Below are 20,849 nucleotides of genomic sequence, written 5' to 3'. Positions count from 1 at the left end.
CCAATATGCAATCGATATTTATTATTTGCCAATTCCTCTATAAGAGCACCGGTTGACAATTGCTGGATTTCTCTGTAACTTAAACATAACTAAATAAGAAACCACTAGGGGAGCCTGAATAGGCTGAGACGGGAAAAATGCATTCCTGGACCCTTGAACCTGATCTGGATCATACCAGCGTAGGAAAGTGGAGTCGGACCTTTATTTCATTGTTGGCGTTAGCCTTTTATGGATATTTGAGCCGCTCCATGTGGAGCGGCTTTTTTGCGCGCACTCTTATTTATTTAAACCTTAAGGAGGAAATAAGATGCCGAATCAAGAGAAGAAACATGAGGTCGATCTGTGTGCTTTTCCGGGAAGTCACAAGGTGTATGTGGAGGGCTCACGGCCTGATATTCAAGTTCCGATGCGCGAGATTACATTAAGCCGAACCTCGGGTACTGCCGGAGAAGCGGAGAATGCTCCTGTCCGTGTCTATGATACAAGCGGGCCTTATACTAATGATGAAGCCTATAGCGATATCCGCAAGGGGTTAACGCCTCACAGGCTTCAGTGGATCGCGGAGCGGGGGGATGCCGAATCTTATGAGGGAAGAGCGGTCAAGCCGGAGGATAACGGAAATCTCACAGAGAAGTCGGCGGCAGAGGTGTTTCCGGGATTGCAGCGGCGTCCCTTGAGAGCTATAGAAGGCCGCAATGTCAGCCAGCTGCATTATGCGCGCAGAGGCCTGATTACGTCGGAAATGGAATTTATCGCAATCCGGGAAAATGTAACCCCTGAGTTTGTTAGAGAGGAAGTAGCCAGCGGCCGTGCGATCATTCCAGCGAATATTAACCATCCGGAGAGTGAACCGATGATTATCGGGCGGAATTTCCTGGTGAAGATCAATGCCAATATCGGGAATTCGGCGGTGTCCTCTTCCATTGATGAAGAAGTAGAGAAGATGAGATGGGCGACCCGCTGGGGAGCGGATAATATTATGGATCTGTCGACGGGCAAAAATATTCATACCACCCGTGAATGGATTATCCGCAACTCTCCGGTACCTATCGGGACAGTGCCTATCTATCAGGCTTTGGAAAAGGTAAACGGCAAGGCCGAGGATTTAACTTGGGAGGTATACCGGGACACCCTGATTGAGCAGGCGGAGCAAGGAGTGGATTATTTCACCATTCACGCCGGGGTACTGCTGCGTTACATCCCATTAACGGCCAAAAGAATGACGGGCATCGTCTCCAGAGGGGGTTCGATTATGGCGGCCTGGTGCCTGGCCCACCATCAGGAGAATTTTCTCTATACACATTTCGAGGATATTTGTGAAATCATGAAGGCTTATGATGTGGCGTTCTCTTTGGGTGACGGGCTGCGGCCAGGCTCCATTGCCGATGCTAATGATGAAGCCCAGTTTGCCGAGCTGGAGACATTGGGTGAATTAACCTCGCTTGCCTGGAAGCATGATGTTCAGGTGATGGTGGAAGGCCCGGGCCATGTACCGATGCATCTGATCAAAGAGAATATGGATAAACAGCTTGAGCTCTGCAATGGCGCTCCTTTTTACACACTGGGTCCGCTGACTACGGATATTGCACCCGGCTATGATCATATCACCTCGGCTATTGGAGCGGCGATGATCGGCTGGTTCGGCACGGCGATGTTGTGTTATGTTACCCCGAAGGAGCATCTAGGATTGCCTAACAAAAATGATGTGCGGGAAGGCGTCATCACCTACAAAATTGCCGCCCATGCAGCCGACTTGGCCAAAGGACACAAGGGCGCGCAGGATCGGGATAACGCACTCTCCAAAGCGCGCTTCGAGTTCCGTTGGCGGGACCAGTTCCATTTGTCACTCGACCCGGAACGGGCACTGGAATATCATGATGAGACCCTTCCGGCGGAAGGGGCCAAAACGGCTCATTTCTGCTCTATGTGTGGACCCAAGTTCTGCAGTATGCGCATTTCTCATGGTATCCGCGATACGGCGAGGTTGCAGGATGGACAAGAAGAACCGGAGCAAGAGATGATTGCCGCAGGGATGCGGGATAAAGCAGAAGAGTTTAAGGAAGGCGGAGGTCTGATCTATAAATAAACCGTCGGTCCGGGACTGTCGCTAATCGCCCTCCTCCCTCTCAATTGACAGTCTCCGGGCGTATACCTATAATGTAAATCAGATTATGAAAGCTGTTTCATTTCTGATAGATAAGTTTGTTTCGGTGAGATGGAACCCCTTAATCAAGCGGGTTTCATTTTGTTTTTTCAGTGTATTCTTGTTCCCAAAAAGGAGAAGCCATGGACACAACGTTCTGCAAAATATTGGTGGTGGACGATGAAATGCTGGTACGGCAGGGGATAATCCATCTGCTGGACTGGGAAGGGGAGGGGTTTCAGATTGCGGGCGAGGCCTCCAACGGAAGAGAGGCTTTTGAATTAATTGAATTACAGCGTCCGCATATCATCCTGACCGATATCGTTATGCCTGTGATGGACGGGGAAGAGCTGATCCGGCTCGTCAAGGGGATGTATCCGGAAATTGAGGTGATCGTGCTCAGCAGCTTCAGTGAGTTCGAATATGTGCGTTCGACCTTCCAAAGCGGGGTTGCCGATTATATCCTGAAGCCCAGACTGGAGGCCGCTTCCCTGCTTGCCGTTCTGAAAAAAACCGCGCAGCGGATTCCGCTGCTTCAGCATGTGGACTGGAGAAGCGACAAGCGGCAATCCGCAGACTATATTCTGGACAAACTGGTTTCCGGATTTCCAGTGGAGTACGACGAGGAAGCGCTGCGGGTAACGTTCCCCTTTCCGGGATTCGTGCTGCTAATTGCTGATACGGGCGACGAACCCGCTGCGAATAGCCGCAAAGAGGAGTGGCTGGAGAACAGCATTCGTTCTCTGTTGCACAGCAGCGGCAGCAGGGTGACCTTCCGCCGGCTGTCTCCGCTGGAGGGGCATGTCCGCCTGTTGTTTAATCTGGAGGAGGCTGGGTATGAGGCGCTCGTCCGTCTTGCAGATCAGGTATTCACCGCGGGCATCCGTGCAAATATGTTCCTGAATCTCGCGGTCAGCCGGGTTTTCACTGAGCTGAGTGAACTGCATACGATCTATACGGATGATCTGATGAAGCTGCTGGACCGCCGCTTCTTTCTCCCGGATCACTGTTTGCTGGTAGATAACGGCGAGGAGGGGCGGCAGGGTCCCGCTTTCGATCAGGATGCCTTCGGTGTAGAGCTGAACCGGCAGGAGTTCGACTTGGCTTTCGGCCGCTTAAGCGCATATGTCGCTTCCATGTCCGGCCGGAGAGATACAGGGATGTTCGAGTTCAAATCGTTTTTATGCCACAGTATGTTTCAGATCATCGGAATGCTGCTGCATTTCCATTACGAGGCCCGCGCCTTGGACGAAAGCAAATACGAGTTCTTCCGCTCCATTCATGAGGCACGGCATATCGGTGAAACGGAGATACGGCTTGAGCAGTTTCTGCAAGCTGCGACGGAATGCGTAACCAAGAACCGCGGCGGGGTACCAGCCATTCAAAAAATTTTACTGTATATCGACGAGCATTATTCACGCCAGCTTACGCTGACCGAAGTGGCAAGGCAGTTTCATTTCAACCCGTCCTATCTGTCTAATTATTTTGCGCTACATAACAAAGAGGGCTTCAACGAATATTTAAACCGGGTGCGGATAGAAAAAGCGTGCCTGCTGCTGAAAGAAAATGCAGGTTTATCCATTTCTGAAATCAGCAGTCTTGTGGGCTACTCAGACCACAGCTATTTCACCAGAGTATTCCGCAAGCTGATGGGAATCTCGCCTAGTCAATACCGGAAAGGCTAATGCAGCGGGAAGGAGCCCGAAATGGGACTAACGGAGAAATGGCTCACAAAGCTCAAGGATCAAAGCCTGTTCAGTAAAATATTCGCCGTCATGGTCATCAGCATCATTCTGGTTACTGTCCTGATTACCGGAGTGACCGTACAAATGTCCCAAAAGCTGTTCGTGCAAACCTTCAGCATCACCAATTCCAAGATTATCGACCAGATCAAAAGTGCGCTGGAGAACTCCCATTATGCAACCGTCAACAGCGCTATTGAAGTCGGGCAGAGCGGCGTGATCAGAAGCTTCATGACGGAGAAGGATATCAATTCACTGGCGAACTTCAAGCGGTATTACAGTATGCGGGATCAGATGGACCGCATTCAATCCGGCATCGGGGGGACCAATATCGGCCTCTCTATTCTGGGTGTGAACGGAAGAAGCTACACCAGCGATGTTACCTACTGGTCGGGCTCCTCAGAAGAGTTAAAGAATAATCCCATTACAAAGGCCGCTCAGGAACGCAATGGGCAGCTCTTCTACAGCTTTATGGACGCCAGCCCGTTCAATTCACAAAGCCGTTATCTGGTCGCCGCCAAGGCGTTGACCGCCCCGGGTCTATCCAAGCCGTACGGCACGTTGTATATGTTCACCCGTGAAAGTGATTTCCGCAAGAACTACGCCAGCTTTACGAGTCAGGGAAACGATGTAATGTTTCTGGATACATCGGGCCTGATCGTGTCCAGTAATCGGACGGAGCAAATCGGCAGCATGTCTCCCGACCTGCTGGAGAGTGCGCAGCAGATCGCCGAGGTGGGCAAATCCAGCCAGGAGCTCTCCATCGGCGGGCGGGAGGTCATCGTGCTGGCGGACTATTTGCCTTCGTACAACCTATATATTGTGAATCTGATTGATAAGAAACAGACAATCGGCACGCTGCTGGACAAAAAGGCGATTTTTCTGATCGTTGCAGCAATCGCCGCCGTAGCCGTACTCGTCATCTATTTTCTGACGAAGAGGCTGACGCAGTCTCTGCGCACCCTGGTCAAAAAAATGTCCAATGTCACCAAAAAAAGCTTCCATAACTACATGTCGGTTACCGGTACCTATGAGACAAGACAGCTCAGCACCGCATACAACTATATGCTCAAAGAGCTGAACGACTATGTCGGTCAGCTCGTGGAAACCCAAAAGGAACAGCGGAAGGCGGAATTGGCCGCACTTCAACAGCAGATCAATCCCCATTTTCTATACAACACGCTGGCGTCAGTCAATATTCTGGTGCAGAGAGGAAGCAAGGAACAGGCGACGGAGACCATTCATGCGCTGATTTCCCTGCTCCAGAACACCATCAGCAATGTGAACGAGACGATTACAGTGGAAGAGGAGCTTATTAACCTGAAGCATTATGTATATATTAATCAGGTTCGCAATGGCAACCGCATTAAGGTGGATTATTTCGTTTCACCAGACTGCATGTCTGCTAAAGTGCCCAAGCTTGTTCTTCAGCCATTTATCGAAAATGCCTTCTTTCACGCGTTCAATATCAAAACCTCCGGCTATATCTATGTCACCATTATGAAGGACAGGGATACGTTGCACTGTGAGGTGGTTGATACGGGAGATGGGATGGATTTGGACAACAAGGATTCGATTCCCGCCTCATCCGTCAGCAGGCAGCTGTTCAGCGGCATCGGCATCCGCAACGTTCATGACCGCCTGACATTGCTGTACGGTGAGCCTTACGGCGTATCTATCTCCAGCACACCGGGGCAGGGGACGAAGGTTTCTATCAAAATTCCCTGCTGACTACGGATTGAACCGGTGTTTTTGCAGCATACTATCCAAGCCACGCCATGAACCGGCGCCCTATAAACGGCGCCGGTTTTTTGTATGTGCGATGTTTATTGGACGGGTATTTACCTAAAAAAAGTGCGAAAGGAGAAAATAAATGCTAATTTACTCTCCGTGGAAGCGGATACAAAGACAATATTATCACTATTTTAACTAAATTAATTTCTAACGAAATGAAGGACCGGGATGATATTCTTGATAAAGAAAGCACTTTCAAATATACGTTAGGGGGATATACATCATGAAGAAAAAAGCTACTGCTCTTCTGCTCGCCGGCTTTATGCTGCTGACAGCCTGCTCCAGTAACGCCAATAACCAGGCAAATACCAACAATGGGGAAGCTACAGGCACCTCCAAGGAAATCACGGTCTGGGCATGGGACAAAAACTTTAATATTGCCGCGATGAATCTGGCGAAGGATGCGTATGTGAAAGACCATGCGGATGCTAAAATCAACGTTATCGAATATGCCCAAGATGATATTATTCAGAAGCTGAACACCGGCCTCAACTCGGGAAGCGCATCGGGTCTGCCGAATATCGTTCTGATTGAAGATTACCGTGCTCAAAGCTTTTTGCAAACGTATCCAGACTCATTTCAGGAGCTCGGTGATGCCATTAAACCCGCTGATTTCGCCGATTATAAGATCGGACCAACCAACTTTAACGGCAAGCAATATGGCGTTCCTTTCGACTCCGGGGTTGTAGGCCTGTATGTCCGCACAGACTATTTGCAGGAAGCGGGCTACACAGTTGACGATCTGCAGGATATCGACTGGCAGAAGTACATTGAGATCGGCAAAGCAGTCAAAGCTAAAACCGGCAAAGATATGCTGACCCAGGACCCGAACGATCTGGGGCTGATCCGGATGATGATCCAATCCGCCGGCTCCTGGTATCTGAAGAGCGATGGTACAACACCTGACCTGAAGGACAATGCTGTACTGAAGGAAGCGTTCGAAAGCTATAAAGAGCTGATGTCTGCGGATATCGTTAAGGTTAACTCCGACTGGAGCTCGTTCCTCGCCGGCTTTAACAGCGGTGCCGTTGCATCCGTTCCAACAGGCAACTGGATTACACCATCGGTGAAATCGGCAGCTGACCAGTCCGGCAAATGGGCGGTTGTACCGTTCCCTAAATTGAAAAATGCGACAGGCTCCGTGCATGCCTCCAACCTGGGCGGCAGCTCCTGGTATGTACTTAACAACGACGGCAAAGAAGCTGCAATTGAATTCCTGGGGGCAACACTCGGCTCTGACACTGACCTGTACCAGAAGCTTGTGACAGACGTTGGCGTTATCGGAACCTATAAACCGGCTGCTGAAGGCGAAGCTTACACTGCCGCAGACAACTACTTTGGCGGACAAAAGGTCATTTCCGACTTCGCAAAATGGACTGCGGAAATTCCGAATGTTAACTACGGCATGCACACCTATGCTATCGAGGATATCCTCAAGGTTGAAATGCAGAATTACCTGAACGGTACGGATATAAATAAAGCGCTCGGCGATGCTCAGTCCCAAGCGGAGTCTCAAATCCAGTAACCCCTTGTAGGACCTGATTACTCCGCTGTCCCCCCGTACCGGCCGATTTGAGCCTTGGCGGGGGGAGGGCGGCTTATCCGTTTTCCGATTCACGCCTGTATAGAGAAAGGATTGAGAGCTGTGAACCATACCATGCGCAACCGCGCTAAGCTTACCGGCTGGTTATTTATTGCTGTGGCCGTCCTCATGATTTGTTTGTTCTACTTTTATCCGATGATTCAGGCTTTGCTGCTCTCCTTCAAAACGGGCGCAGGAGCCAATCTTCATTTTGACGGATTAAGCAACTATAAACGGCTGCTCAGCGACAAAACCTTCTTTACCGCCGTAAAGAATACCTTTCTGTTCCTGATTGTGCAAGTACCGCTCATGATCACTTTTGCGATGATTATTTCGGTGCTCCTTAATGACAGCAAGCTGCGCTTCAAAGGGTTTTTCCGTACCGCTATTTTCCTGCCTTGCGTAACCTCGCTTGTGGCATACTCCGTCGTATTCAAATATCTGTTTGGTAATGACGGACTGGTGAATCTGGCTTTAATGAACATGCATTTGTTATCCGAACCGATTCAGTGGATCTCCGATCCCTTCTGGGCAAAGGTCACAATTATTATCGCAATTACATGGCGGTGGACGGGATACAACATGATCTTCTTCCTCTCGTCGCTGCAGAACATCGACAACTCCATTTATGAAGCCGCGCGGATTGACGGCGCCTCGGGGGTCAGACAATTTTTCTCGATCACCGCTCCGTTGCTTAAGCCGATTATTCTCTTTACGTCGATCACCTCGACTATCGGGACGCTGCAATTGTTCGATGAAATCATGAATATTACTAAGGGAGGTCCCGGCAACGCGACGCTCTCCATTTCACAATATATTTATAACCTTTCGTTCAAGTACACCCCTGACTTTGGATACGCAGCTACTGTGTCTTATTCCATCGTTGTCATGATTATTGTACTGTCCTTCCTTCAAATCAAATTGGCAGGTGATGATAAGTAATGAGAACCTTACGCCGCGCACCTATTTATGTGTTTCTGTCCATTGTAGCGATCGTTTCGATCTTCCCGTTTTTGTGGATGATTATTAGTGCGACAAACCTTTCGGTAGATGTAACTCAGGGAAGAATGCTTCCCGGAAGTCATTTGATCGAGAATATCAAGAAACTGACGGATTCAATCAATCTTGTGCCTGCTCTGTGGAACACGCTCAAAATCTCTGTGACGACAACGATTCTGGCCTTGCTGATCTCATCACTGGCCGGATACGGATTCGAAATTTATCGCAGCAAAGCAAAGGATATCGTCTTCAATTTGTTATTGTTATCCATGATGATTCCTTTCGCCGCGTTGATGGTACCGCTCTATCAAATGTTCTCAAAGCTGTCCGCTACAGCTCCGCTCATTGGAGTCAACACGATGGCCGCGGTCGTTCTTCCGACCTTCACAACGGCGTTTCTGATCTTCTTTTTCCGTCAGAGCTCCAAGATGTTCCCGCGGGAACTTCTGGAAGCCGGCCGGATGGACGGATTGTCGGAGCTGGGATTGTTCTTCCGAATTTATGTTCCGACCATGAAGACAACTTACTCGGCTGCCGCCATTATTACTTTCATGTCCAGCTGGAATAATTACCTCTGGCCGCTGATTGTGCTGCAGACCCCGGAGAAACGGACAATTCCGCTGCTGATCTCCAATCTGGGCTCCAGCTATTCGCCGGATTTCGGCGTGATTATGGCCGCGGTTGTCATCTCTACGATTCCAACGGCACTAGTCTTCTTCCTGATGCAGAAGCAGTTCGTGGCCGGCATGGTTGGTTCCGTGAAATAACAATGACTAATAAGCTGAACATAAGAATGAAGCAGCTAACCTTCTTATGTTCACGTTCTAAAGGAGGAAATGAAATTGGCAGTTACCCCAAGTTTGAGCTGGCTGGAGGACCCCGGTGTGTTCAAGGTGAACCGGCTGGAGGCCCATTCGGACCACCGTTATTATTCAGACATGGCTAAGGCAGAGGCGGGTGCGCCGATGGATATGCGCTATAGCCTTAACGGCAGCTGGAAATTCAGCTATGCGCCGAATCCGGCCAGCCGTGTAGAGTCGTTTTTTGCGGAATCCTATAATTGCTCCGCATGGGACAGCATCCAGGTTCCCGGACATATCCAGCTGCAGGGCTTCGGCCGGCCACAATATGTCAATACGATGTATCCGTGGGATGGACTAAGTGATGTCCGCCCGCCGCATATCCCGCAGGAGCATAACCCGGTCGGCAGCTATGTGAAGGAATTCCATCTCCCGGCGAACCTGGAGGACGGACCGCTCTATATCTCCTTCCAAGGGGTGGAATCGGCTTTTTATGTCTGGCTTAACGGGGATTTTGTCGGCTATGCCGAGGATAGCTTTACGCCGTCGGAATTTGATCTGACCCCGTATGTGCGTACAGGCAAAAACAAGCTGGCCGTCGAGGTATACCAGCGCAGTACCGGAGGCTGGCTGGAGGATCAGGATTTCTGGCGGTTCTCGGGTATTTTCCGCGACGTCTATTTGTATACTGTTCCGAAGCAACATATCCGGGATCTCGCGGTGCGGGCGGAGCTTGACGATACTTATACGCAAGGAAGCCTGAATGTTCAAATGCAGCTGTTGGATACTCCGCAGGAGAACGTTAGCGCTAGAATTGAGCTCAAGGATAAAGCAGGACAGGTCCGGCTGAGTGCGGAAGGCGGGTTCAGCGGACGTGAACTGACCTTGTCTGGAGACATTGCGGATGTTCTGACGTGGAGTGCAGAGAATCCGTATCTGTATTCGCTCTGCATCTCGCTGCTCGATGCACAGGGGAAGCTCATTGAAGCGATTATCCAGAAGGCGGGGTTCCGCCGGTTCGAGCTGAAGAACAAGCTGATGTGCATCAACGGCAAGCGGATTGTATTCAAAGGCGTCAACCGGCATGAATTCAACTGCCGCACTGGCCGGACGATTACCCGTGAGGACATGCTGTGGGATATCCGTACGCTGAAGCGCAGCAACATTAACGCCGTACGTACGTCGCATTATCCCAACCAAACACTATGGTATGAGCTGTGCGATGAATACGGCATTTACGTCATCGACGAAATGAATCTGGAAACCCATGGCTCGTGGCAAAAGATGGGGGCTGTTGAGCCTTCGTGGAACATTCCCGGCAACGATCCGAATTGGCGCGATATCGTGCTGGACCGGGCAGAGTCTATGCTGGAACGGGATAAGAATCATCCATCCATTCTAATCTGGTCCTGCGGCAACGAGTCGTATGCGGGTCAGGTCATTCTGGATGTGGCGAATTGGTTCCGCAGCCGCGATAATAGCCGTCTTGTCCATTATGAAGGTGTGTTCTATGACCGTAATTACAATGCCACGAGCGATATGGAGAGCCGGATGTATGCCAAACCGGCGGATATCGAAGAGTATTTGAACAGCAATCCGGACAAGCCTTATCTCAGCTGCGAATACATGCATGCAATGGGCAATTCGGTGGGCGGCATGCATAAGTACACGGAGCTGGAGAATAAGTACCCGATGTACCAGGGTGGCTTCATTTGGGATTATATCGATCAGTCGATTATAACTAAGGATCGCTATGGCCGCGAGTATTTTGCTTACGGCGGCGATTTCCAGGACCGTCCGACGGACTACAGCTTCTGCGGCAATGGCATTGTCTACGCCGACCGGCAGTGGACGCCGAAGATGCAGGAGGTTAAATTCCTGTACCAGAACTACAAGCTGGAGCCTGGTAAAACAGGCATTCGGCTCATTAATGAGAGCTTGTTCGCAGGAACCGGACATCTGGCATTGGAATACCGGCTGTATCGTGAAGGCGAGCTGCTCGGCGCTTGGACAATTGATGTCAATGCCGCGCCGCAAAGCGAGGTGCTGGTGCCGGTCGAGCTGCCGCAAGCAGACGGGAAACCGGGCGAATACAGCATTCAGGCCTCATTGCTGCTGAAGGATGCGGAGCTCTGGGCTGAGGCCGGATATGAAATTGCCTTTGGAGAGTCCGTCTTTGTAGTGCAAGAGGAAGCTGAAGCGGAGCAGCCAGCCGGCGAACTGAAGGTTGTGGAAGGGGATGTACAGATCGGCGTCCTCGGCGAGGGCTTCACCGTGCTGTTCTCTAAACAGGTTGGTTCTCTGGTGTCCTTGAACATCCACGGCCGCGAAATGATTGCGGCTCCTCCGGCCCCGCTGTTCTGGCGGGCGGCGACCGACAACGACAAAGGAACCAATCTCGGATACAATGCCGGATGCTGGTATGCTGCAAGCCTGTCGCGTAAATGTGTAGGGGTGAGCCTTGCACAGGAGGAAGGTGCAGTTACGGTGAGCTTTGATTACCGGTTCAGCATCCATCCCGGGCTGTCGGTTCAAACCGCCTATACGGTCTACGGCGACGGAAAGGTACGGGTACGTACCCGCTACAACGGCGCTGCCGGGCTTCCGGATCTGCCGATCCTGGCATTGTCCTTCAAAATGCCGGCCGACTACGACCAGACGGAATGGTATGCAATGGGACCAGAAGAGAATTATATCGACCGTGCGTACGGTGCCAGACTTGGCGTGTTCAGCCGGAGCGTACAGGAGCTGCCGTCCCGCTACCTTGTTCCGCAGGAATCCGGTAACCGCACCGGTGTACGCCGCGTGAAGATTACCGATAAATCGGGAGTGGGCCTGCAAATCTCGGCCCCTGCAACCGCGCCTGTGGAATGTAATTTGTCGCCGTATACCGCGTTCGAGCTGGAGCATGCCAGCCATGCGTTCGAGCTTCCGGCGGTTCATTACACCGTAGTGACAGTAGCAGGAAGACAAATGGGCGTAGGCGGAGACGATAGCTGGGGCGCGCCAGTATATAAGGAATACACCATCCCTGCAGAGCAAAGTCTTGAATATGAGTTTTTCCTTTCAAGCGTGGGAACGGAAGAGAAATAGCACGTTAGGCTTATTAAAGCCGTAAACCGGCCTTGGTCCTGAATTCATGGACCAAGGCCGGTTGTGTTTTTTTTCTGGAAGAGAGGAGGTCAATGAAGGCGGAGGTCTAATCTATAAATAAACCGTCGGTCCGGGACTGTAGCCTAATCGCCCTCCACTGAATACATTTGAAAGATAAGATGACTCAGGAGAGGATGTTGGCCATGCAAGCTGTTCCTCATGATTTTGTTCAAGGATGGATTGCCTACACGTCGGACCGCGCCGGAACGTTCGACATTTGGCTGTACCGACCGCAGGACGGTTTTAATTTTCAACTTACCAAGGGACTGGGTGCAGAGTTTTCCGTTCCTTATTGGTCTCCTGACAACAGGAGAGTCGCTTTCATTGGCGTTGGCAACGTGGTCTACCTAATAGATACCGTCACGTTTAGGGCTGCCCGGATCGACCAAATCGAACCCTACACGCTGCTGGATTGGTCCCCCGACAGCAAATTTCTGGCGTATGTCAAAAACGGGCGAATCGTCATCTATGATACATTCTCACATAACAGCAATAGCATCCCGGAGCCGGGCGCCAGTGATGTCCAATGGTTCCCTTCGGGCACGGAGCTTTTGTTTGCTGCTCCGGATTCCACCGGCAACACCCAGCTCTACCGCATCCGGACAGATGGTACAGACAAGAGACAAATCACGCAGAATACGGAGGGGCCGCTGCATGATGTTCGGCTTTCCCCGGACGGAGCCTTCGCGCTTTATACGTTTCCCGGCAGCAGCATCTCAATCATTTCCACGGTGGATCTGGCCACCGGCACCATCTACACACTGGAAGGGGGACCGCTCGCCAAAAACTATTTTCCAGCATGGTCCCCGGACTCCCTAACCATCGCTTATAGCGCAACCGATTATAAGGCACCGAATTATTATTCTCTCATCCAAATGGACAGCCGTACCGGTCAGCATCAAAAGACGTTAGCGGCTTCAGATTGTTTCGCGACTCCCGTCAGCTGGTCGCCGGAAGGCAGCAGAATCGCGTATTTATCGGGATGCACTAATGCAGGAAGAGCAACTCAACTCTGGATTGTCGATATCAGAGCGCCGATGCCGGTGAATGTCCTCAGCGGTGGTCATATTACCGCCCTGCAATGGTCTCCTCGTGTCAGGGTGCCGAAAAGCATCTACACAAACTCCATGTACCGGGTGTCCTTTCCGTATCCCTCAGACTGGCGCCCGGTCAGCGAAGTGAGGTACGAAGGGCCCGGCGGTTTTTTTCAGGTGTCCGCGATTTCAGCAGACAACCGGATTGCCGAGGTATGCAGTTCCGAAGCCTTTCATCCGTTGATGCCTTACGGAACTTCTCCCCAGATTGTCATGACGACGATACAAAAGCAGGAGGCCTGCTTCATTTTTCCGTCAGCGGATCAACCCGCGGAGATGAACAAACAGGCTGCCCTCATCGTAAGATACCCCCGCCCAGTACAAATCGGGGGAACGTTCTACAATTATTTTATTCTGTGGGCCGACGTAAACCATATCCGCCAAATTGGCGGGCGGCTGTCGTTCCATTAGCCAACCTTGCAGCGAACCAGCCCATTGAGGGCTGGTTTTTTGATAGTTCTTAAGTGAAGCTGACTAAATGGGTTGTTGCACCAATAAAACATGGTAAAATATGCGTTAAATAAAATTGGAAGGAATGGTAATACCCGGAGGTGGAGGAGGTTAGAAATGATTATTAGAGAATCCAAGATTTCAGATGCTAAAGGGATAGCAAAAGTACATGTAGATTGTTGGAGAACCACTTATAGAAATATAATACCTGACGAATTTTTGGAGAAGTTGTCTTATGAACAGAGGACTGAATTATGGATTAAGAATTTATCAAAAGATGATAACTATGTTTTTGTAGCAGAAAATAATCTTGGGGAAATTATTGGATTTGCCGATGGCGGAAAAAGAGAAACGAACACAGTAGAAAACTCAGCGGACTTAACCTCGATTTATATCCTTGAACAATATCAGGGATTAGGGATAGGCAGCTGTTAAGAATACTATTTTTACAATTTGAAAAGCTGAGTATAAACAGGGTATTTGTTGAGGTTTTGGAGGGCAACAAATCTCGTTACTTCTATGAAGCCTTTGGCGCTGAATGGATTAAAACTGAAAAGGTGAAGATTGCAGGTTCTGAATTGAACCTATTAGTTTATGAATGGAAAGGTATTGATTCTGTGGTTAATCATACATAAGCACGAAGGGCAGCAGGCGATATTGCTGCTGCCGTTTCTCAAATTATATAGAATGAACTTAATACTATCCAAAAAGGCAAAAGTAACGGAGGGGATTTTGGAACTGAAGGAGCGATAGCGACCGCCTTTGTCACCGGATTTCCACCGCATTTAGCGGGTTAAATCAAGAAATCTGGGGACAACAGCGGCCGGAAGTCCAAATATTCACCGTAGTTACGTCCTCGCCAAAATGGAAAATCCTTAAATTCAATTTATATAGTCAAAATAGTTCCGTGTGAAATTAATTTCTGCAACGGGACTATTTGAATTTATAGAAACAATTTCCTTTAAGCGGCGTCTATAAATAATGAAACCTAATTGCGGAGGAAGATAAAATGAAGAAAAAAATGATGCTCTTAATTTGTACTTTTATAGGGTGTACTATATTTACGATGCACTCTGTCCAGGCGGCTGCGCTTCAAAATGAACTTCGTCTAAACATAAACGGGGTGCAGACGGGGGATCAGAAGCCCATCGTAGTGAACAATGTTACGTTAGTGCCGATTCGTACGGTATCCTTTATTCCAAATGTAAATGTAGGTTGGAGCAGCAAGACCAAAACTATCACGGTAACTGACTCTGTAACAAAGGATAGTCTGAAATTAACAGTGGGCAGCAAGGAAGCAATTGTAAGCGGGGAACGGGTAACGCTTAAGACGCCTCCTGTAATCAGAGATGGAGCGGTGTATGTTCCTTTTCGGTGGATTGGGGAAGGGATTAAGGCAAATGTGGTATGGGATGCGCCAACAAAAACTGTAGTTATTTATAAGACGAGTCAAGAGTTGTTGAAGGATGCGGTCAGTGCTGATCTGGTCAAGTCCAGAAATGCAGCGCTTGATTTGCCGCGTATTACGCTGCAGGATGACCTAATCCCGGATCAAGAAGGCGGAGCGGGCGGAACTTATTATTTTCAATATGGGAAAAGCAATAGCTTTATCTATGAATACAGAGGTATCTCCACCTATTATAAAGTCATCAATGGAGCGGCCTGGGGGGTATGGCAAGGGAAAGAGGTACTTCAGATCGGAAACGGAAACCCGTTTAAGATTAATATGATGAAACCCAATGGAGAAGAGTGGGGAACCCGTCCTGATTACAGCGGGAAGGTTAATTATTTCATGGATCTGTGGAAAATGGAGGAAGTGAAATACGGTACGTTTGACGAAGCGGGTAATGTGATTTTTAGTGCTTCCAAATCTTTTCCGGCTGGAGCTAAGGATTTTATCTCGGAAATTCCCGGGGAACAATCCTAAAGATAAGGTAGCAGAACCTGAATACAAATAGAGGTGATACATGAGTGCCTGGAGAAGAATAGGGCTTGAGTTATTTTATGATATTAAGTTTCAGTTTAATGAAAAAGAGGACTCGATTTATTCTTTATTAGTGTTCTTAGGAGATAGACTTGTTGAAGCACATAGGAATAAGGATTGGAAAGAACAAGATAAGATTTATAATTATGCGGAGTGGTGTTTTAACCAATACCGGAGAAGTCCGTATTTGAATAACGCAATTTGTGTCGGCTTCTATGAGCATTTAGTTCAGGATGAGATGACTCTGCAAGCTATTCCATATAAGATTAAGCCGTATATTTTTGAAGCGGTCCGAACATTGTTCGAGTGGATGTTAAGCCAGCAGGAAGGGAAGTACAAGGAGCTATTGGAAGAGTACAATAAAGTAAATAATACGGAGTTTGAAAATTGATAGATTTGACTATATCCTTGCACGGAGTGAATGCCGATGGAATTTCAGGAGATAAAGAAAGACTTGTTTTCAATGCCGGAAGATTACTGTCTGGCCCATTGTATTTCAGCGGATGCTAAGATGGGGGCTGGAATTGCTGTACAGTTTCGGAAAAGATTCAAGCTGTCCTCCCTTCAAGAGAAGGCCAACAGGAATGAATTACTCGTAGGTGAATGTTATAAAGTGGACAGAGTGTTTAACTTGATAACGAAGTCAAAGTACTGGCAGAAGCCAACTTATGATACGTTAACGTTGTCCTTAAGAGCAATGAAGGAAATATGTCTGCAGGAAGCCGTCAATCAAATAGCTATGCCTGAAATTGGCTGCGGCCTGGATAAATTGCAATGGGAAAAAGTAAAAGAGATTATAATGAAAGAATTTAGTGATACCCCTGTACAAATCACTGTTTGCAGATTGTAGTTTGATTCCGTAGGCGGCTGATAAGGATGGATTCTTATACCCCAAAAAAAAGGGATGTCTGGGCGGCCACGTATTTCCTGGCTTACCGGACATCCCTTTTGTATGAGAACTTATTAGGATTGACTTACCCGCGGGCAAGCTCCTTGCGCACGATTGGCGCAACCTTGGTGCCGAGCAGCTCGATGGCACGCATGACCTCACGGTGCGGCATGGTGCCGACATTGACGTGAAGGAAGAAACGTGTAACGCCCAGGTTCTTATGCAGCAAAATAATCTTCTCAGCGACATATTCGGAGTCACCGACATATAGAGCTCCACGCAGGCTGCGGGCATCATCATAAGCTGCGCGGTTGTATGGCTGGCTCCAGCCCCGTTCACGGCCAATGACGTTCATTTGGGCCTGGGTGGAAGGATAGAACAAGGCTGCGGCCTGCTCGGTGGTTTCCCCGACAAAGCCGTGTGAATGTGTGGCAATCTGCAGCTTGCTAGGATCATGTCCGGCGCGTGCGGCGGCATCTTTGTAAAGCTTTACTAGCGGAGCAAACCGCTCCGGCATTCCGCCAATGATGGCGAAAGCGACCGGAAGCCCCAGCGTCCCTGCGCGGATCGCCGACTCCGGATTTCCCCCGGTGGCGATCCAGACCGGCAGCGGGTCCTGAACGGAGCGGGGGTATACTGCAAGGTTATCGATGGCCGGACGATGGCCGCCGCGCCAGGTTACCTTCTCTGATGCGCGGATTGCCAGCAGCAGCTCCAGATTCTCTTCAAATAATTCGTCATAATCCTCCAGGCTGTAGCCGAACAAGGGGAAGGATTCAATAAACGACCCCCGGCCTGCCATAATCTCCGCTCTTCCGTTCGAAATGCCATCCAAGGTAGAAAAGGCTTGATAGACGCGAACCGGATCATCTGAGGACAGAACAGTAACAGCACTGGTCAATCTGATCTGCTTCGTCATAGCCGCAGCTGCCGCGAGTACAACTGCGGGAGAGCTGCCCGCGTAATCTGCACGGTGATGCTCACCTATTCCATATACATCAAGGCCGACCTGATCGGCGAGAACAATTTCTTCGACCGCTTCGCGCAGTCTTTCCGCATGGCTCATCACCTTGCCGGTCACCGGGTCGGGCGTAGTTTCCAAAAAAGTGCTGATTCCTATCTCCATACTATTTTCCATTTGGGCCATTTCACTCCGCCTCCTTCGTCTCTTTATATTACTATACTTTTTAATGTTTCTCAACTTTAGTAAGTGAAAAGATGCGGATTTTTGTGGAAGTGCAGATTAAGCGAATGCGAGCTTGAGCTAACCGCTGTTCGAGAAGCTTGTCCGGTGTCCGGCAGGCTTTTTATCAGAAAAAAAGCCTGCTGCCCAGTAATACCCCGGGCAGCAAGCGGATTCAGGAGTGCATTTCTTTAGAATTTCCCCTTATTTACGGCGAGCTGTACGATCATAATGACAAGAACGAGCAGTGCAATGAGCTGATCTGTACTCATGAGTCCGACCTCCATTCCTGTGAAAGAATGGCTCTTCGGACCGGCATCTCCTCTCCAAGATGCTGCTTCGCTCCCCATTATCAGAATATGAGCTCCTACACGCGGTTAGTACTTCACGAGGTAAATAATTCATACAGCACTTTGGCCAATAAACATTGAATGCACCAGAAGCTGCATAACGGTCAACGAAACTTTTTCCATAATCAACACGTCTATATATTAGGTAAAATAAGGAAGCGGAGGCTTTCAGACATGTTCAAAAGAATCGGAATGGCATTATTGACTTTGAGTCTTACCACCGCAATTGCAGGAACCGGATGGGCAGCTCCTTCTCCGGCACAGATTGATGTCTCCCAAACGTCGTTCGACTTTGATACCGCCAAGCCAAACAGTGACGCAGAATTTCATCATGGGCTGCTGCTTGCAGTGCAGGCCGATGGAGATCTTGTTTATTATGATCGTACCGGCAAACAGGCTTTTATCCTCCCGGAGGGTATAGTGCCAGTAACAGACTTTGCTGAGCAGCGGGCTGTTGTGAAGGATTCGGCAACCGGACGGTATGGCTATATCAACACGAAGGGAATTGTAGCCATTCCCTGCCAATATGCATCGGCCGGAAATCTGTCGGGTGGTGTAGCCCATGTGGTGCTGGCTGAGGGTGCGGGCGAAGCCCTTATTGACCGGGCAGGCAAGGTGGTTACTACACTAACGGAGAAATATAGCTCGGAATTTTATTTTTCGGACGGACTGGCATTAGCTTACGCGCCAAAGGACGGGAAGATCGGATTTATCAATACTTCCGGCAAACTGGTTATTCCCTATCAATACACCGAAGCGAGAGGATACTCCCAAGGTTTGGCTCTTGTGAAGAACAGTGCAGGGCTGTACGGATATATCAATACGGCGGGAAAAACAGTGATTCCATTTAAGTACAAAGAGGGAAGCGACTTCTCAGAAGGACTAGCGTCTGTGAAGAATGCGAAGGGCAAATGGGGATTTATTAACAAGCAGGGCGAGCTTAGCCTTCCTTATCAATATGAGAATACCGGTGATTTCAGTGAAGGCCTGGCCAGCGTATACAATCCTGCTGGTAAAGTTGGCTTCATCAATAAACAAGGCAAGCTGGTCATCGGCTACCAGAAATACAATAGAGCCTTTTCGTTCAAAGAAGGCATAGCTTTAGTTGGCATCAGCAACCCGGCCGACAATTCCAAAGACAAATATGGTTACATCAACACCAAGGGCGAACTGCTGACCAAGCTTATCTATACGGGAGAATCCTCATCGTTCAGTGGCGGCTATGCCGTGGGGATGACTGCTCAAGGAACAGGTTATATTCTGACCAAACAAGGATTGGCCAAATAACATCATCAATCTGCATAATAAGGAACGGTCTGGACAGCATTGTCCTAGCCGTTCCTTATTTGTTGTTACTCCTCGCGTTTCGGGAATCCGTAGCCCGGATATTCCACCACAGGCCATTTCACCTTACGCAATGCATTTAGCAGCTCCGGCCCGGCATTCAGATTGCTGCTTACCAGCTGATGGGGAGTCAGGGCCATCCACTGGTTCAGGGAGACGTCGGCAAAGCGGTCGCTTTTGAACATTTCCAGAAACCAGAGACTGTCTGTGCCGGTATTCTGGATATAATGTCCATAAGCAAAAGGGACATAACCGACGTCTCCGGCTCTATAATTGAAGGTACGGGCTGCGCCGTTTCCCCCGAAGACGGTCATCCGTCCTTGCCCGGCAAGATAATATTGCCACTCATCATTATTCGGGTGCCAGTGCAGTTCCCGCATGGCTCCGGGTTCAATCTCCACCAGTGCTGCGGCAATGGTCCGGGAGATCGGGAAATTGGAGGAGTCGACGATTCTTACACTTCCTCCCGGGGTCTTCAGCGGGGGCTGGGCCAATAATTGATGTTTAAAGCTCAGCGGAATATCCCCATAAGGCGATTGCACTTTTTGACTCTGTATTGTACCAGGCACCTGATCCTGATAGATATAGACCTGATCGTTCGGTATGCAGTCAAAGGCGGCAACGGGCACGCCGAAATTCGCCGCCAGGACTTCCTTGGGTGTATGGGCGAACCAGTCGGAGATCGACAGTGTATTCAAATCGGAGAAGCTGCCGTCATCAAAGACGAGCAGGAATTCGCAGCCTTCGGCAAGTCCTTGAATGGAATGCGGAATACCCGGAGGGAAATACCATAGATCTCCGGGGCCGATGTCGGCAATGAAGTTGCGGCCGTTCTGATCCACGGAGGTGATCCGCGCGCTCCCGATCAGCATATAAGACCATTCCGCCTGCTGATGCCAGTGCAGCTCCCGCACTCCACCGGGCGTCAGGCTCATATTGACCGCTGCCAGAGTCGTGGCGACAGGCAGTTCCCTTACCGTAACTTCCCGTGACCAGCCGCCGCAGTTCAGCTGCATATGGGCATCGGAGAAGGAAAACTTCAGATTCGGAATCAGTCCGTTGTCCGTGGAAGGAGGAACGAACATATCCGGATTCTCGCGGTCCCGCATAATATCGCGCGGCCCGCGGTCGATATTGCCTGCGCCGTCGCTTCTTATCGGCTGGGGGATTTTCATTGTTCCGGCTGAATCCTGTTCAGTGGAATCCATAGATTAAGCTCCTTTCCATATCCGAAAATACATCAATGGGAATATATATGCAGGAAGCCGATTTTTATGAATGGCAGCGGAATGTGGGACACTGGACATGATATTGGATATAATTATTAATATTCAACAAGAAT

16 protein-coding genes and 1 riboswitch are annotated in these 20,849 nt (G+C 49.5%); of the genes, 13 read left to right on the top strand and 3 right to left on the bottom strand.

The genetic code is table 11. The features are described from left to right. Positions 1-96: 96 nt before the first annotated feature. Positions 97-203, top strand: a riboswitch (TPP riboswitch). Between the two features lie 104 nt (positions 204-307). The 12 genes from thiC (at position 308) to ACQ76X_RS16585 (ending at position 16,591) form a co-directional block, all read left to right on the top strand. Next, a complete protein-coding gene (gene thiC, locus ACQ76X_RS16640) occupies positions 308-2,086 on the top strand; it encodes a phosphomethylpyrimidine synthase ThiC (protein WP_438495074.1) in 1,779 nt (592 codons plus the stop codon). 200 nt (positions 2,087-2,286) lie between these two features. Next, positions 2,287-3,828: a response regulator transcription factor gene (locus ACQ76X_RS16635; RefSeq protein WP_438495073.1), complete on the top strand. Its 1,542-nt coding sequence runs from the start codon at positions 2,287-2,289 to the stop codon at positions 3,826-3,828. Positions 3,829-3,849: 21 nt separating this feature from the next. Then, positions 3,850-5,616, top strand: a complete 1,767-nt coding sequence (locus tag ACQ76X_RS16630; RefSeq protein ID WP_038596773.1) for a sensor histidine kinase — start codon at positions 3,850-3,852, stop codon at positions 5,614-5,616. A gap of 286 nt (positions 5,617-5,902) precedes the next feature. Then, complete coding sequence (locus ACQ76X_RS16625) at positions 5,903-7,204, top strand: ABC transporter substrate-binding protein (RefSeq protein WP_438495072.1); 1,302 nt, start codon at positions 5,903-5,905, stop codon at positions 7,202-7,204. Between the two features lie 132 nt (positions 7,205-7,336). After that, positions 7,337-8,203 (top strand): carbohydrate ABC transporter permease, encoded by an 867-nt coding sequence (locus ACQ76X_RS16620; RefSeq protein WP_076114021.1) that lies wholly within the window; start codon positions 7,337-7,339, stop codon positions 8,201-8,203. Continuing rightward, positions 8,203-9,027, top strand: coding sequence for a carbohydrate ABC transporter permease (locus ACQ76X_RS16615; RefSeq protein ID WP_438495071.1), 825 nt, complete (start codon positions 8,203-8,205; stop codon positions 9,025-9,027). The genes ACQ76X_RS16620 and ACQ76X_RS16615 overlap by 1 nt, the downstream gene beginning before the upstream one ends. Before the next feature lie 69 nt (positions 9,028-9,096). Next, a complete protein-coding gene (locus tag ACQ76X_RS16610; protein ID WP_438495070.1) occupies positions 9,097-12,153 on the top strand; it encodes a glycoside hydrolase family 2 TIM barrel-domain containing protein in 3,057 nt (1,018 codons plus the stop codon). Between the two features lie 194 nt (positions 12,154-12,347). Beyond that, entirely contained in the window at positions 12,348-13,718 is a 1,371-nt protein-coding gene (locus tag ACQ76X_RS16605; protein ID WP_438495069.1) for a hypothetical protein, read from the top strand. Between the two features lie 156 nt (positions 13,719-13,874). Then, positions 13,875-14,192, top strand: coding sequence for a GNAT family N-acetyltransferase (locus ACQ76X_RS16600; RefSeq protein WP_438495068.1), 318 nt, complete (start codon positions 13,875-13,877; stop codon positions 14,190-14,192). A 574-nt stretch (positions 14,193-14,766) separates the two neighbouring features. Then, positions 14,767-15,684: a copper amine oxidase N-terminal domain-containing protein gene (locus ACQ76X_RS16595; RefSeq protein ID WP_438495067.1), complete on the top strand. Its 918-nt coding sequence runs from the start codon at positions 14,767-14,769 to the stop codon at positions 15,682-15,684. Between the two features lie 40 nt (positions 15,685-15,724). Beyond that, positions 15,725-16,132, top strand: a complete 408-nt coding sequence (locus ACQ76X_RS16590; protein ID WP_438495066.1) for a DUF7674 family protein — start codon at positions 15,725-15,727, stop codon at positions 16,130-16,132. A 36-nt stretch (positions 16,133-16,168) separates the two neighbouring features. Next, complete coding sequence (locus tag ACQ76X_RS16585) at positions 16,169-16,591, top strand: macro domain-containing protein (protein WP_438495065.1); 423 nt, start codon at positions 16,169-16,171, stop codon at positions 16,589-16,591. A gap of 124 nt (positions 16,592-16,715) precedes the next feature. Here the strand turns inward: ACQ76X_RS16585 and ACQ76X_RS16580 are convergent, their stop codons facing one another. Continuing rightward, positions 16,716-17,777 (bottom strand): LLM class flavin-dependent oxidoreductase, encoded by a 1,062-nt coding sequence (locus ACQ76X_RS16580; RefSeq protein ID WP_341096506.1) that lies wholly within the window; start codon positions 17,775-17,777, stop codon positions 16,716-16,718. 227 nt (positions 17,778-18,004) lie between these two features. Continuing rightward, a complete protein-coding gene (locus ACQ76X_RS16575; protein ID WP_156130961.1) occupies positions 18,005-18,163 on the bottom strand; it encodes a hypothetical protein in 159 nt (52 codons plus the stop codon). Positions 18,164-18,337: 174 nt separating this feature from the next. Between ACQ76X_RS16575 and ACQ76X_RS16570 the strand changes: the two genes are divergently transcribed. Then, positions 18,338-19,450: a WG repeat-containing protein gene (locus ACQ76X_RS16570; protein ID WP_438495064.1), complete on the top strand. Its 1,113-nt coding sequence runs from the start codon at positions 18,338-18,340 to the stop codon at positions 19,448-19,450. A gap of 65 nt (positions 19,451-19,515) precedes the next feature. On the opposite strand, the gene ACQ76X_RS16565 is transcribed toward ACQ76X_RS16570, so the two are convergent. Continuing rightward, the gene (locus tag ACQ76X_RS16565; RefSeq protein WP_438495063.1) at positions 19,516-20,715 is read right to left on the bottom strand and encodes an oxalate decarboxylase family bicupin; all 1,200 of its coding nucleotides are present in this window, start codon (positions 20,713-20,715) and stop codon (positions 19,516-19,518) included. Positions 20,716-20,849: the final 134 nt, after the last annotated feature.

The organism is Paenibacillus sp. IHBB 3054 (assembly GCF_051594305.1).
GTDB lineage: Bacteria > Bacillota > Bacilli > Paenibacillales > Paenibacillaceae > Paenibacillus_AQ.
Note: the sequence above shows the minus strand (reverse complement) of the source record. Positions and strands in the feature narration are given on the sequence as shown.

Coding starts and splice junctions, on each gene's coding strand:
- ACQ76X_RS16625 (WP_438495072.1), top strand. CDS start 5,903: ATGAAGAAAAAAGCTACTGCTCTTCTGCTCGCCGGCTTTATGCTGCTG.
- ACQ76X_RS16585 (WP_438495065.1), top strand. CDS start 16,169: ATGGAATTTCAGGAGATAAAGAAAGACTTGTTTTCAATGCCGGAAGAT.
- ACQ76X_RS16610 (WP_438495070.1), top strand. CDS start 9,097: ATGAAATTGGCAGTTACCCCAAGTTTGAGCTGGCTGGAGGACCCCGGT.
- ACQ76X_RS16575 (WP_156130961.1), bottom strand. CDS start 18,163: ATGGGGAGCGAAGCAGCATCTTGGAGAGGAGATGCCGGTCCGAAGAGC.
- ACQ76X_RS16600 (WP_438495068.1), top strand. CDS start 13,875: ATGATTATTAGAGAATCCAAGATTTCAGATGCTAAAGGGATAGCAAAA.
- ACQ76X_RS16595 (WP_438495067.1), top strand. CDS start 14,767: ATGAAGAAAAAAATGATGCTCTTAATTTGTACTTTTATAGGGTGTACT.
- ACQ76X_RS16605 (WP_438495069.1), top strand. CDS start 12,348: ATGTTGGCCATGCAAGCTGTTCCTCATGATTTTGTTCAAGGATGGATT.
- thiC (WP_438495074.1), top strand. CDS start 308: ATGCCGAATCAAGAGAAGAAACATGAGGTCGATCTGTGTGCTTTTCCG.
- ACQ76X_RS16590 (WP_438495066.1), top strand. CDS start 15,725: ATGAGTGCCTGGAGAAGAATAGGGCTTGAGTTATTTTATGATATTAAG.
- ACQ76X_RS16565 (WP_438495063.1), bottom strand. CDS start 20,715: ATGGATTCCACTGAACAGGATTCAGCCGGAACAATGAAAATCCCCCAG.
- ACQ76X_RS16635 (WP_438495073.1), top strand. CDS start 2,287: ATGGACACAACGTTCTGCAAAATATTGGTGGTGGACGATGAAATGCTG.
- ACQ76X_RS16615 (WP_438495071.1), top strand. CDS start 8,203: ATGAGAACCTTACGCCGCGCACCTATTTATGTGTTTCTGTCCATTGTA.
- ACQ76X_RS16580 (WP_341096506.1), bottom strand. CDS start 17,777: ATGGCCCAAATGGAAAATAGTATGGAGATAGGAATCAGCACTTTTTTG.
- ACQ76X_RS16570 (WP_438495064.1), top strand. CDS start 18,338: ATGTTCAAAAGAATCGGAATGGCATTATTGACTTTGAGTCTTACCACC.
- ACQ76X_RS16620 (WP_076114021.1), top strand. CDS start 7,337: ATGCGCAACCGCGCTAAGCTTACCGGCTGGTTATTTATTGCTGTGGCC.
- ACQ76X_RS16630 (WP_038596773.1), top strand. CDS start 3,850: ATGGGACTAACGGAGAAATGGCTCACAAAGCTCAAGGATCAAAGCCTG.